The 13,386-nt window shown below is 72.0% G+C and carries 8 protein-coding genes and 1 pseudogene; 6 read left to right on the forward strand and 3 right to left on the reverse strand.

Features of this window, described 5'->3' with window-relative positions:
- The first annotated feature begins 47 nt into the window (after positions 1 to 47).
- Entirely contained in the window at positions 48 to 425 is a 378-nt protein-coding gene (locus tag GFD30_RS11670) for a hypothetical protein (RefSeq protein ID WP_153025389.1), read from the forward strand.
- Positions 422 to 4,822 carry a type VII secretion protein EccCb gene (gene eccCb / locus GFD30_RS11675; protein ID WP_153025390.1) on the forward strand — a complete coding sequence of 1,467 codons (4,401 nt, stop codon included), beginning with the start codon at positions 422 to 424 and terminating at the stop codon, positions 4,820 to 4,822. Before GFD30_RS11670 ends, eccCb begins: the two co-directional genes overlap by 4 nt.
- A gap of 34 nt (positions 4,823 to 4,856) precedes the next feature.
- Here eccCb and GFD30_RS11680 read toward each other — a convergent pair whose 3' ends face one another.
- The gene (locus tag GFD30_RS11680; RefSeq protein ID WP_153025391.1) at positions 4,857 to 5,900 is read right to left on the reverse strand and encodes an aldo/keto reductase; all 1,044 of its coding nucleotides are present in this window, start codon (positions 5,898 to 5,900) and stop codon (positions 4,857 to 4,859) included.
- A 90-nt stretch (positions 5,901 to 5,990) separates the two neighbouring features.
- On the opposite strand from GFD30_RS11680, the pseudogene GFD30_RS28245 reads away from it, so the two are divergent.
- A pseudogene (locus GFD30_RS28245) lies at positions 5,991 to 6,590 on the forward strand (TetR-like C-terminal domain-containing protein); the annotation flags it as partial.
- 6 nt (positions 6,591 to 6,596) lie between these two features.
- Here GFD30_RS28245 and GFD30_RS11690 read toward each other — a convergent pair.
- Positions 6,597 to 7,469, reverse strand: coding sequence for an ATP-dependent DNA ligase (locus GFD30_RS11690; RefSeq protein ID WP_153025392.1), 873 nt, complete (start codon positions 7,467 to 7,469; stop codon positions 6,597 to 6,599).
- Positions 7,470 to 7,548: 79 nt separating this feature from the next.
- Between GFD30_RS11690 and ku the strand changes: the two genes are divergently transcribed.
- Positions 7,549 to 8,409 (forward strand): non-homologous end joining protein Ku, encoded by an 861-nt coding sequence (ku, locus tag GFD30_RS11695; RefSeq protein WP_153025393.1) that lies wholly within the window; start codon positions 7,549 to 7,551, stop codon positions 8,407 to 8,409.
- 17 nt (positions 8,410 to 8,426) lie between these two features.
- On the opposite strand, the gene GFD30_RS11700 is transcribed toward ku, so the two are convergent.
- Positions 8,427 to 10,610 carry an MMPL family transporter gene (locus GFD30_RS11700; protein WP_153025394.1) on the reverse strand — a complete coding sequence of 728 codons (2,184 nt, stop codon included), beginning with the start codon at positions 10,608 to 10,610 and terminating at the stop codon, positions 8,427 to 8,429.
- Positions 10,611 to 10,703: 93 nt separating this feature from the next.
- Between GFD30_RS11700 and GFD30_RS11705 the strand changes: the two genes are divergently transcribed.
- Together GFD30_RS11705 and GFD30_RS11710 are read left to right on the forward strand one after the other, a co-directional pair.
- The gene (locus GFD30_RS11705) at positions 10,704 to 11,318 is read left to right on the forward strand and encodes a TetR/AcrR family transcriptional regulator (protein ID WP_322633167.1); all 615 of its coding nucleotides are present in this window, start codon (positions 10,704 to 10,706) and stop codon (positions 11,316 to 11,318) included.
- Positions 11,319 to 11,829: 511 nt separating this feature from the next.
- Positions 11,830 to 13,245: a hypothetical protein gene (locus GFD30_RS11710; RefSeq protein WP_153025395.1), complete on the forward strand. Its 1,416-nt coding sequence runs from the start codon at positions 11,830 to 11,832 to the stop codon at positions 13,243 to 13,245.
- The last annotated feature ends 141 nt before the right edge of the window (positions 13,246 to 13,386 follow it).

Consider the following 13,386-nt stretch of genomic DNA (forward strand, 5'->3'; position numbering starts at 1 on the left):
CCGTGCGGGATAATGAGCGCAGCTTCCACTGGCGAAGGCAGGTGTCAATGCCCGACGAACTGGTCATCGAACTCTCCCCCGGCGAAGGCGTCTCAGCGGCGCGGTTCGACCGGCTCTGCAGTGAGGTGGCGGACGAGGTGCGGAGCGTGCGCGGCCTGGCAGTGGCGTCGCCGCAAGTGGAGCCCGCACCCGGTTCGAAGGCCGGCCTCGGGCAGGAGATCGGCGTCCTCATCGTCTCGGGCCTGGTGTCCGCCGCGGGACTCAAGGCCATCGCGGACGTCGTCATCGCCTGCGTGCAGCGCACCACGATCGGGTCGGTGACCGTGCGGCGCGGCGAGACCGAGGTGACCATGACCGGGCTCCACCCCAAGGACGTCCCGGGCGAGACGGCGAAACTGGTCAAGGCGCTCGAAGAGGCGCAATGACCAGGAGAGCCCTGCTGGTCGCCAACGACAGCTACCACGACTCCTCCCTCAACGGACTCATCTCCCCGGAGACCGACGCCGTGGAACTCGGCGAGCTCCTCAAGGACCGGCGCGTCGGCGGGTTCGAGGTCGAGATCCTCGTCAACGAGTCGAAACTGACCGTCGAGCAGGCCATCGAGCGGCTCTTCGCCGAGGCCCGGCCCGACGACGTGGTGCTCCTCTACTTCTCCGGCCACGGCGTGCGCGACCGGCGCCGCCGCCTCCACTTCGCGGTGCCGAGGACCGACGTCCTCTCGGGCTTGGCCTCGACTTCGGTGTCGGCGTCCTTCGTCAAGGAGCGCATGGCCGACAGCGACGCCGAGGCCGTCGTGGTCCTCCTCGACTGCTGCTACTCGGGACTGTTCACCGAGGACGGGCTCAAGTCGGGCCCGCAACCGGACATGGAGCAGGAGCTGCAGGACTTCGCCTCCGGCCGCGGCGTCTTCGTCCTCACCGCGACCGACGCGGTCCAGGAGGCGGCGGACGGCGTGCTCGACGCCGAGGGCGCCCCGGGCCAGTCGGCCTTCACCGCGGCGGTCGTGCACGGGCTGCGCAGCGGCGACGCCGACGTCCGCGGCGTGGGCTCGGTGACCCCCGACGACCTCTGGCAGTACGTGAGCACCGAGGTCCCCAGTCGCACCGACGGCCGCCAGACCCCCACCCAGTTCGGCCGCCTCGAATCGCCCATCGAACTCGCGCGCGTCGGATCGGGCGGGCCGAAGCTGTTCCTGGAGACCGGATCGCGGCTGAGCCTCGGACGGCTCACCGGGGAGTTGACCGCGACGCCGCTGCACGGCTTCCGCGCCACCGCCTGGGAGGGCAGCGGACGCCTCATCGTCCCCATCGGACAGGTCGTGGCCCACGGCGAGCGCAGCGAGACCATGTCGGTGAGCTTCGGACAGCGCGGCGGGCACATCCTGACCGTCGGCAAGATGGGCGCCGGCAAGAGCTCCCTGCTGCGGACCCTCGCCTGCTCACTCGCGATGACCCACAGCCCCAGCGAGATCGCGCTCGAATTCCTCGAATCCGGCGCGAACAAGCTCGGCTCCCTGCAAGCCCTCCCGCACGTCCGCAGCGTCGTCGGCGACGACGAGTCCGACGCCGTCACGGCACTCCTCGACCGGACCGAAGAACTCATCAAGCAGCGCAAGGCGCTGTTCCGCAAGCACGGCCTGGTCTCGACCGAGCACTTCCGCAACAGCCGCGGCACCCTTCCCGAAGGGCCGCACCCGGACCTGGTGATCTTCATCGACCAGTGGTCGGACTTCGCCGGCGCGATCCCGAAGTTCGCGGCTCGTATCGAGCGCCTCATCAACGTCGGCAGGGAGTTCGGCGTCCACCTCGCGGTCGCGACCCGGCGGCCCCTCGACCTGCCCCGGCCCCTCTTCGAACTCTTCGGCTCCTACATCGAACTCCGGCTCCCCGACCCCGACGACTCGCTGATCGACCCGGCGCTGTCCCGGCGCCTCCCCGAATCCGAGCCCGGCTGGGCGCTGATGAAGGGCCTCCGGTTCCGCGTCGCACAGCCGTTCCTCAGCGACGACTCGCCGCTCGAAGAGCCTTACATCGACGGCGCCGCCGAGATCATCGACAGGATCGACCGGGCGTGGACGCCGGCGGGACCGGCCGCGCCGGCCGGCCGATGGCCGACGGCCACGTTCGCCGAGCCGGCCGGCCCGGAGGAGACCTCGCCCGACACCAAGGGCATCCGCCTCGCCGAGGTCCTCGGGTTCGAAGCGACCGAGTTCCGGCCTGGGACCCACTGGAAGGCCAAGCCCGCCGACGACTACCTGCGGGTGCCGATCGGCATCGGCGCCTTCGGCCGCGAACCGCTCGCGCTGGACCTGAAAGAGGCGTCGCAAGGCGGCATGGGCCCGCACGGACTGCTGGTCGGCGCCACCGGTTCGGGGAAGTCGGAGGTGCTCCGCACCATCGTCGGCTCGCTGATCGCCACCCACTCGCCCGACGAGCTGAACCTCGTCCTCGTCGACTTCAAGGGCGGCGCGACCTTCGCGGCCCTCGACGAGCTGCCGCACGTGTCCGCGGTCATCACCAACCTCGCCGACGAGATGGAACTGGTCGACCGCATGGCCGACGCGCTCGAAGGCGAACTGGTGCGCCGCCAGGAGGCCCTCCGGGCCGCCGGGAACTTCGCCAACCGCTGGGTGTACGAGCAGGCGCGCCTGACCGGGCAGCGTCTCGAGCCGATGCCGTCGCTCCTGGTCGTCGTCGACGAGTTCTCCGAGATGCTCGTGGCCAAACCGGAGTTCATCAACCAGTTCCTTTACATCGGGCGCATCGGCCGCTCGCTGGGCGTCCACATGCTGCTCGCCACCCAGCGGCTCGGCGACGGCAAGCTGCGGGGCCTGGAGGGGTTCCTGTCGTACCGGTTGGCGCTGCGGACCTTCACCCAGCAGGAATCGCGCGCCGCCATCGGCTCGAACGCCGCCTCCGAGCTGCCGCCGGCCCCCGGCCACGGCTACCTCCAGGTCGGGACGCAAGAGCTGGTGCGATTCCGGGCCGCCTACAGCGGCACGGCGGTGCCCGCGACCGAACCGGGCTCGGGCGAGCCGGTGCGCAGCGAGATCGAAACCCTGGTCGAGCTGTCGAAAGGCAGAGGGCGCCCGGCTCGGCAGGTCTGGCTGCCACCGCTCGCGGAGCCCCCGAGCCTCGACCTCCTGCTCCCGCGGCTGACGGCCGACCCGGCACGGGGGCTTTCCCCCGGCGGCGGGGAGAGCTGGAAGTGGCGGCTGCGAGCCGTACTCGGCGAAGAGGACCGGCCCTTCGAGCAGCGCCGCGCTCCGCTCGTCGCGGACCTCGGCGGGGCCCAGGGGAACGTGGCGGTCGCCGGCGCCGCCCAGACGGGCAAGTCGACGCTGCTGCGGTCGATGATCGGCTCGCTCGCCCTCACCCACACCCCACGCGAAGTGCAGTTCTACTGCCTCGACTTCGGTGGGGGCACCCTCCGCGCGCTCGCGGGCCTGCCCCATGTGGCAGGGGTCTTCGGCCGTCAGGACGATGAGGGCGTCCGGCGGACCCTCCAGGAGCTCACCGCCATCCTTGACGACCGCGAGACGCACTTCACCGCCAACGGCATCGACTCGATGGCGTCGTACCGGCGCTTGAAAGCCCAGGGCCGGTTCGCTGACGACCCCTTCGGCGACCTGTTCCTGGTCGTCGACAACTGGATGACGCTGCGCGAGGACTTCGAGCCGTTCGTGGACCAGGTTCGCGCCATCGGCAACCGCGGCTTGGCCTTCGGCGTGCATGTCGTCGTCACCTGCACCCGCTGGGGTGACATCCGCATGAACATGCGCGACATGTTCGGCCTCAAGATCGAGCTGAAGCTCTCGGACAGCATGGAGTCCGAGATCGACCGCAAGGCGGCGGCGAACGTGCCTCCGAATCGGCCGGGGCGCGGACTGTCGCCGAACAAGCTGCACTTCCTGGCTGCGGTGCCGCGCATCGACTCGATCCGCGACGGCGATGACCTCCAAGCCGGCGTCGAGGACCTCGTGTCGCGGGTCCGCGAAGCGTGGCCCGGGAGGCCATGCCCGCCGGTGCGGCTCCTCCCCAAGCGGCTGCCGGTCGCCGATTTCCTCAAGGCGGTCGACCGGACCCGGCCGGGCATACCGATCGGTCTCGACGAGGCCGGGCTCAAGCCGGTGCACTTGGACTTCGACAAGGACCCGCACCTGCTCGTCTTCGGCGACTCCGGAAGCGGCAAGACCAACCTGCTGCGGCATCTCGCCCGCGAGATCCGCGACGCCCGCGGCGAGCGGGACGCCAAGATCATCATGGTCGACTACCGGCGGGGCATGCTCGAGGAGATCGGCGAGCCGACCCTGCTCGACTACGCCATGTCCTCGAGCCAGCTGTTGGGGACCGTCAAGAACTTGAAAGGCCCGATGGAGAAGCGCCTGCCGAGCCACGGTGTCACCGCCGTGCAACTGCGCGACAGGTCCTGGTGGACCGGTCCCGACCTGTACCTGCTCGTCGACGACTACGACATCGTGGCGACCAGGCTCAACCCGCTCGCGGACCTGTCCGATCTCATCGCGCACGGCCGCGACATCGGCTTTCACATCGTCGTCGCCCGACGCGCCTCAGGTGCCGCCCGATCGACGTTCGATCCGGTCGTGAGCCGGGTGAGCGAACTCGAATCTCCCCTTCTGGTCATGTCCGGCAGCCGGGGGCAAGGGGCCCTGTTCAACAAGGTGCGCCCCAGCCCGCAACCACCCGGGCGGGGGATCCTGCTGCGGCGCATCGAGGGCGAACAGGTGGTGCAGACGGCGCTGCTGCCGCCCAACGGCTTCGCCGAGAAATCGCCGGTGCCCGAGGAGTCGGGCGGCTCGTAGCCGCCCGGCCGGGCCGCCACACGCCGCCCGCCGGCTACGCCGGCGCGACCGCGGGCGGGTTGAGCCGTGCGAACCCCGGCTGGCGCTCGTACGGGTAGTACGGGTACGGCGCGGTCTTCGCGCTGGCCTTGTCGAGCCGGGCGATCTGGTCGGCGTCGAGCTCCCAGCCGACGGCCCCGAGGTTCTGCCTGAGCTGGTCCTCGTCGCGGGCGCCGACGATGACCGAGGCGACGGTGGGGCGGCGCAGCAGCCAGTTGATCGCGATCTGCGGCACCGACTTCCCGGTCTCGGCGCTGATCTCGTCGAGCGCGTCGACGACGCGGTAGAGCGCCTCGTCCTCGACCGGCGGGCCGTACTGCGCGGTCTCGTGGAGCCGGCTTCCTTCGGGGACGGGCTGCCCGCGCCGGATCCTCCCGGTGAGCCGGCCCCAGCCGAGCGGGCTCCACGTCAGGGCCCCGACCCCCTGGTCGATCCCGAGGGGCATGAGCTCCCATTCGTAGTCGCGTCCGACGAGCGAGTAGTACACCTGGTGCGCGGCGAAGCGCGGCAGGCCGAGGCGGTCGGCGGCGTCGAGGCTCTTCTGGAGCTGCCAGCCGGCGTAGTTCGAGGCGCCGACGTACCGGATCTTCCCGGCCCGCACCAGGTCGTCGAGGACGGCCAGGGTCTCCTCGACCGGGGTGCCGGCGTCGAAGGCGTGGAGCTGGAACAGGTCGATGTAGTCGGTGCCCAGGCGGCGCAGCGCGGTCTCGACGGCGCGCACGAGGTGGATCCGCGACGCGCCCGCGTCGTTGGCGCCCTCGCCGATCGGGAGTCCGGCCTTGGTCGAGATCAGCGCCCGGTCCCGGCGCCCTTTGAGGGCCGCGCCGAGCACTTCCTCGGAGGCGCCGTCGGAGTAGACGTCGGCGGTGTCGAACATGGACATGCCGGCGTCGAGGGCGAGGTCGACCATGCGGCGGGCCTGTGCGACCCCGGTGTCGCCCCAGGCGCCGAAGAGCGGCCCGGAGCCGCCGAAGGTGCCGGCGCCGAAGGACAGGGCGGGGACGTGGAGGCCGGAGCGGCCGAGGCGGCGGTGTTCCATTGGAGGATCCCTTCTAAAGGAACTACGGTTCCGTTAACGTGAGGTCTAAGCTATCTCAGAACCGACGCTTAACGCAACTGGAGTCCCGTTATGAATCAGGTCGCAGGCGCTCCCGGCACCTCCCGCCCCGGCGGGCGCACCGCCCGGGTCCGCGAGGCGGTGCTGCGCGCCGCTGGAGACGCCTTGGTGGAGAAGGGGACCGACCTCGACCTCGCCGAGGTCGCCCGCCGCGCCGGCGTCGGCAAGACCACCGTCTACCGCCGCTGGGGCACCGTCCCCGGTCTGGTCGCCGACATGCTCGCCGAGATGGCCGAGTCCTCGCTGCCGCGCGCCCGCACCGGAACCCTCGAGGGCGACCTGGCCGCGCAGGCGGCGCTCATCTGCAGAACTCTCACCGACGCGCGGCAAGGACCCCTGTTCAAGGCCCTGATCGCGGCCGCCGCCGCCGACGCGCACACCGCCGCGGCACTGCACCGGTTCTACCGCGTCCGCATCGACGAGTGGTCCCCGTGCGTGGCCGAGGCCGCCGAGCGCGGCGACGTGCCCGAAGGGACCGACGCCGACGAGGTGATCCGCGCACTCTCGGCCCCGCTCTACTACCGGTTCCTCGTGAGCGGCGACCCGCTCGACGAGCGGGCCGCGCGGCGGGCCGCCGCCGCGGCCGCGGCGGCCGCGCGCGCCGGCGTGTTCGCGCGGTTATCCGAGCTGGTCGGTCCTGGCCCGCACGAACTTCGCGTGCCGCAGCCGCCCGTCCGGGGTGCGCGATGCGGCGGTCACCTCGACCTGCATCTCGGGCCGCACCCAGTGGACGTCCTTCGGCGGGTCGGGGACGGCGACCGCCGGCGCCCCGGTCTCGAGCGGTTCGAGTGCCGGCAGGACGTCCTCCGGTACGGTGCAGCGCCCGAGGTAGGCGAGCCCGTCCTCGGTGGCCTCGGCCAGCAGCAGCGAAGCGCCGCCGCCGGCCGTGCGCACCCATCCGATCGCGGCGGCGTCGACGACCGACTTGTGCCGGTACTTGATCCAGTGCCGCGAGCGCCCGCTGACGTACGGGCTGTTCAGCCGTTTGGCGACCACGCCTTCGAGGCCGTGCGCGAGGCTCGTCGCGATGATCGCGAGCCGGTCGTCGGACCACGGCGGCACCGTCCACCGCTCGCCGCTCAGACCGAGCCCGTCGAGGGTCACCCGGCGCTGCACGTACGGCTGCTTGCGCAGGTCGGTGCCGTTGTATCGCAGGACGTCGAAGACGAGCACGGTCGCCGGCCGGGTCGCCGCGAGCTCGTCGACCCTCCGCTGCGGGGTGCGCAGCCGGCTGACGGCGGCGGCGAAGTCGGGGCGGCGGCCGTCGAACACGGTGAGCTCGCCGTCGAGGAGCACGTCCCCGAGGCCGCCGATCGCGGCGAGCTCGGGGAACTTGTCGGTCGCGTCGGTGCCGCGGCGCGTCACCAGGCGCCAGCGCCCGTCTCGGACGTCGCAGAGGACGCGGATCCCGTCCCATTTGAACTCGTATGCCCACCCGGCGCGGGCCGGCAGCGGCCCGGCCGACGCCAGCATCGGTGCAGGTAGGTCCACCGCCAGAGCCTACGGTCCGCAAGCGTGCAATGGTCACGTATCGCGCACATTCGATCACCGCGGGTGTCATGCTGTGGTGATGGCGGGCATCTGGGACGGAGTGATCGCGTTCGGGCTGGTGAGCATCCCGGTCAAGCTCCACTCGGCCACGCGCAGCCACGACCGCGGCCTGCACCAGTACCACGCCTCCGACGAGGGCCGGATCCGCTACCAGAAGGTCTGCGAGCTCGACGCCGAAGTCGTCCCGGAGGAGGAGATCGTCAAAGGCGTCGAGGCTGACGGCGAGGTGGTCCTCCTCGACGACGAGGACTTCGACGCCCTTCCGGTGAGCACCTCCAAGACCATCGAGGTCCTCGAGTTCGTGCCCGGCGAGCAGATCGACCCGATCCATTACGAGCGCTCCTACTACGCCGAACCGGGCAAGGCCGCCGCCCGGCCGTACGTCCTGCTGCGCGAGGCGCTGAGCGAGTCCGGGAAGATCGCCGTCGTCAAGATCACCCTGCGGCGCAGGGAGAGCCTCGCCGTGCTCCGGCCCCGCGACGACCTGCTGCTCGTCCACACGATGATGTGGCCCGACGAGATCCGCGAGCCCGCCTTCACCGGCCTCGACGCCCAGGCCCGCGCCCAGGAGCTCGAGATGGCCGACGCGCTCATCGAGTCCCTGGCCGACGACTTCCGCCCCGACGAGTACAGCGACGACTACCAGGAGGCCCTCGCCGAGCTCATCGAGGCCAAGCAGTCCGGCCGCAAGGTCCGCAAGCGCGTCGAGGCCGAACCCGAGGCCAAGGTCATCAACCTGATGGACGCCCTCAAGAAGAGCGTCGAGCACCAAGGGGGCGGGCGCCCCGCCAAGAAGACCGCGAAGAAGGCGGCCAAGAAGGCCGCGGGACGCAAGTCGACCGCCAAGAAGGCGACCGCGCGCAAACGCAAGAGCGCCTGACGCCGCGGCCGCCGCACTCACCCCTCGCGCAGCCCGATCCGCCCGTGCAGGCGCCGCAGCGGCGCCGGCGCCCACCAGTTCGCCCGGCCCGTCAGCCGCATCGCGGCCGGCAGCAGGATCCCGCGGATCACCGTGGCGTCCACGACCACCGCCAGCGCCATGCCCACGCCCAGCATCTGCAGGAACACCACGTCCCCGGTCGCGTATACCGCGAACGTGAACGCCAGCACCAGCGCCGCGGCGGTGACCAGCGGCGCCGAGCGCTGGAGGCCGACCGCGATCGAACCGGTCCGGTCGCCGGTGCGGTCGTACTCCTCCTTGATCCGCGCCAGCATGAACACCTCGTAGTCCATGGAGAGCCCGTACGCGATGCAGAACATGAGGATCGGGATGCTCGGCTCGAAGGAGCCCTGCGGGGTGAACCCGATGAGCCCGGACAGGTGCCCGTCCTGGAACACCCACACCACGGCCCCGAACATGGCCGCCATGGACAGTCCGTTGAGCACGGTCGCCTTGAGCGGCGCGACCACGCTCCCGGTCATCAGGAACAGCACCGCGAACGTGACGAGCACGATCAGGCCGAGCAGCAGCGGCAGCCGTTCGAGCAGCGCGTCCCGGAAGTCCGCGAGGTCGGCCGGGTAGCCGGCCACCGAGGTCGCGAACGGGGCCTCGACCGCCCGCACGTCCCCGACGATCCCGTACGGGTCCGCCCGCATGGCCTCCACTGTCGGCACCGCCGAGAGCCACGTGTCCGCCCCCTGCCACGTGAACCGCCCCGCGTCGGCGTCCGCCGTCAAGCGGCCGTCGACGAACCGGCCCGCGGCCGAATCCACCTGCGCGATGCCGTCCACTTCGGAGAGCTCGGCGGCGTAGGCCGCGAGCGACGCCTCATCGGCGCCGCCGGCCCGGACCAGCAGCGCGTCCGTCTCCTCCGCCGCGAAGTTCGCCGTGACCTGGTCGGTCGCGACCCGGCTCGGCGCGTCCTCCGGCAGCGCCCGCTCGTCGGGGACGCCGAAGCGGACCCCCAGCAGCGGCGACGCGAGCACCAGCACCAGGACCAGCGCCGCCGCGCCCCACAGGACCGGCCGGCGCATGACCGCCGACGCGAGCCGGTACCACCGGCCCTCCGCCACCGGGCGCGGCGCGGCGCGCCGCTGCACCCGGTGGCCCCAGACCGCAAGGGCTGCAGGCAGGACCACGACCGCGCCGAGCACCGACGCGAGCGGCACCACGATCCCCGCGTACGCGAAGGAACGCAGGAACGGGAACGGCATGAACAGCAGCACCGAGAGGCTGGCGGCCACCGTCACCGCGGAGAACACCACCGTCCGCCCCGCGCTGGCGACGGTGCGCGCGACCGCTTCGGCGCGGTCGTGCAGCGCCGACTCCTCCCGGAACCGGCTGACGATGAACAGGCAGTAGTCCACCGCCAGGCCCATGGCCATCACCAGAATGAGGTTGGCCGCGAATGTGGACATCTCGACCTGGGCTGCGATGAACCGGACGGCCGCCAGCGACACCGCCAGCGCGAACAGCCCCGTCCCGACGGTGAGGAGCGCGGCGACCGGGCGGCGGTAGATCGCGATGAGCAGCACCAGGAGCCCGGGGATGACGATCGCCTCGGCGAGCAGGAAGTCCTCGCGGGCGATCTGCGCGGCCTCGCGGAACAGCTCGTCGGAGCCGCCGATCGCGACCGTGAGCGGACCGCCGGTGCGCTCGAACGCGTCCTTGAGCCGCGGCAGGACTGCTTCCCGGATGTGCGTGACGTCGCCCGGGACGTACGCGGTGACGAGCGCCTGCGAGCCGTCTTCGCTGCGGAGGGTCGGCGATCCGCCGTCCCAGTACGAGTGGACCCGCAGGACCTCGTCGAACCGGGCGAACTCCTCGGTCAGCGCGGCGCCGGCGGCGGCGCTGGCGGGGGAGTCGACGTTCCCGTCCGCGGCGGTGACGACGAGCAGGACGTTCGCGGAGCCGGTGCCGAAGTCCCGGTGGAGCTCCTGCCCGGTGGTGATCGATTCGGAGCCGGGGACCTGGTAGCGGGAGAGGACGAGCGCGTTCATCGTCCCGGAGGCGGCGAACGCGGCGGCGATGAGGACGAGCAGCGAGGCGACGAGCACGAATCGCCTGCGGCGGTAGGTGAAGCGGCCGATCCGGTGCAGGAGCGGGCCGGGTGGCGCGATTGGAGGTGCGGTGGAGGTCATGGGGTCTCCCGACCGGCGTAGAGTGAAATACGAGTGAGCGCTCGCAATAAAAATACGAGCAACTACTCGCATTTACAAGACCGGGGGGCTTCCGTGACCGACGACACGACCAAGCGCAAGCGCCAGGCCCGCGGCGAGAAGCGCATGGAGGAACTGCTGGACGCCGCGGCCGAGGTCTTCGCCGCGCAGGGATACGCGAAGGCGAGCACCAACGCCGTCGCCGCCGCGGCAGGGGCGTCTCCCGGCACCCTCTACCAGTTCTTCAGGAACAAGGAGGCCATCGCCGAGGCGCTCATGGCGCGGTACGTCCAGCGCCTCCGGGCCGCCCACGGCGAGGCGTTCGACCTGTCGGTGGCCGACCTGCCGCTCGCGGACATGCTCGACCGCGTCATCGACCCGATCGTGGCCTTCGACCGCGCGAACCCGGGATTCTATGCGCTGCTGTCGGATCCGCACCTGTCGTCGGGGCTGGCCAACGCGAAGCGGCCCGCCCAGGCGCTCATGTTCGAGCAGCTCGACCGCATCCTGGCGAAGCGCGCCCCGGACTTCCCGCCCGAGGCGCGGGCCCGCACCGCGGAGGTCGCCGTGCACCTCTTCCGGGGCCTGCTCCCGCTCATCATGAGCGCCGACGAGGCGGCCCTCCCCGGCCTCGTCGCCGAGACCAAGGAAGTCCTCTCCGCCTACCTCGCACCGCGCCTCAGTCCGTAGAACCGAGCGGAGACTCTTCAGAATGGACGGACGAAGCCCGCAGCGCCTTGTGACAAGCGACCGCGGTGAACGCACGAAGCCCGGCGCAGCACCTCGCGCCCTGCACCGGGTCCGGCCCGGGCGGGTCGGCGCCGGTCGCCCGTTCCGCCTAGCGAGCGCGGCGCACTTCGCGACGCCGCTCCGCTTTGCGCAATCGCCGGTCGCCCGTTCCGCCTAGTGAGCGCGGCGCACTTCGCGACGCCGCGCTCGCCGCTCGGCCTCGCGCACGGCGCCGGTTCGCCCGTTCGCTCCGTGCGCAGATGACCGTAACGACGCCGTGTTCGCAGCACCGCCTCGCACGTACACGCGCGGGCCCGCTCCGGTTCGCCCGGCATGCGGCACGGTTCTCCCTGCGGACCAGGGCAACCCGGCGGGGCGGTCGCGGCCGTACATAGGGTGTCGGGTTCCGCCGCATCGGCGGGCCGGACGACCCGTGCCCCCGTCCCGATCCCGCCGAAGGAAGCCGAACCGCATGCACCCTCACGACGCCCCAGACCTGCTCCGCCGTGCCCGACCCGACACGCCCCCGGACCGGGCGGCCCTCGACCTCGACCGGATCGTTCGCGACGGCTACCGCGCCCGCCGCCGCAGCCTCGCCGTCCTCGGCGCGGCGACCAGTGCGGGCATCGCATCCGTCGCCGCCGTCCTGGCGCTGGCGGTGTCCGGGCCCCCGCCAGCCGACGCCGACCCGATGCGCGACGGGGCCGTTGCGGGTGGCGCCGGCGATTCCGCGATGTCCGGCTACCCGTTCGAGCCGGACGAGGAGTTCGGCACCGCCGCGGAGCGGTCGCGGATCGGCGAGGCGGCGGCCGCCGCGTTCGGCGACCTCATCGCCGAATCGGGCCTCCTCGGCGGCAGCGAGCCGGAGCTCGACTTCGGCGCCGTCCAGACGCCCGGGAACTACGGGCAGACTTGGCTGCGGTCCTTCGCGGTCCAGCTCCAGTCCGAAGGCGGGGACGAGGAGGTCGTCCTGCGCATCGAGTCGCTGCTGCCCGGCGGCTGGACCCCCGAGCCGGGCCCGGCAACCGACCAGGTCTTCCCGCAGCACCTCATCAGCGCCGCCGGCGCCCCCTGGTACGAGGACGCCGACTGGACCGACGAGTTGACGACCACCGAGCTCGACGACGGCCGCGTCATGCACGTGGTCGACCACGAGTGCGCGTTCGAAGCCGCGGTCGCGTACCCGAACGGGACCGGCCTGCGCGCCTCCTGGGACATGGGCTGCGGCCGACCCGCTCCGGAGCACCCCGTCGCCTTGGAGGACTTCACCGCCGCGGTGGAGGCCATGCCGGAGTTCGACTTCGACACGACGGGCCTCGCCCCGGTCGGCGACCTGGTCGACGTGCCCGTCGGCTGGACCTACGACCCTGACTGGGACGCCGGGGCGCAGGCCGGCGTCGACGCCACCGCGGACGCGGCGCGCGCCGCCCTCGAAGCGGCCCGGCCGGGCGCCTACCTCGGCGAGGGCGTCCCGGTCCAGATCGGCGATTCCATTTACGGTGCGGCGGTCACCCGCACCTATGTCGCCTCGGGCGAATACCCCGCCGAGCACGGCGACGTCGGCTTCGACCTCCGGTACCTCCTGCCCGGCGGGTGGCTCCCCGGGATCGCCGACCCGCCCGGGAGCGGCCCGTACCCGGTCGCGTGCCAGGACGGCTTCACCTGCACGCAGACCACCGACGACGACGGCACCACGTGGGCCGTCGCCGAATCCGAAGAAGACCCCGGCGAAATGGAGGTCGTCCGCTTCGACCCCGACGGCTGGGCGGTCGGACTCCGGGCCGCGTCCGAGATCGCACTGGACGCCGGCGCCCTCGCCGACCTCCTGCGGGCCATGCCCGCACCGGTCTACGACACCGGCGAGGTCCCGACCGTGCCCGCAGAATAGCGGCCGTGTGCGGCGGTCCCGGTTCGACCGGGACCGCCGCAGCGCAACACGCCCGCGCCCCCGCGAAGCACACGCTATGGGCGGCATGGTGAACGCGGCTCGCCCTGTCGGTTGGTCCCCGGCGAGCTCGGCCGCGGCGCG

The sequence above is a fragment of the Glycomyces albidus genome, from assembly GCF_009451885.1.
Classification (GTDB): domain Bacteria; phylum Actinomycetota; class Actinomycetes; order Mycobacteriales; family Micromonosporaceae; genus Glycomyces; species Glycomyces albidus.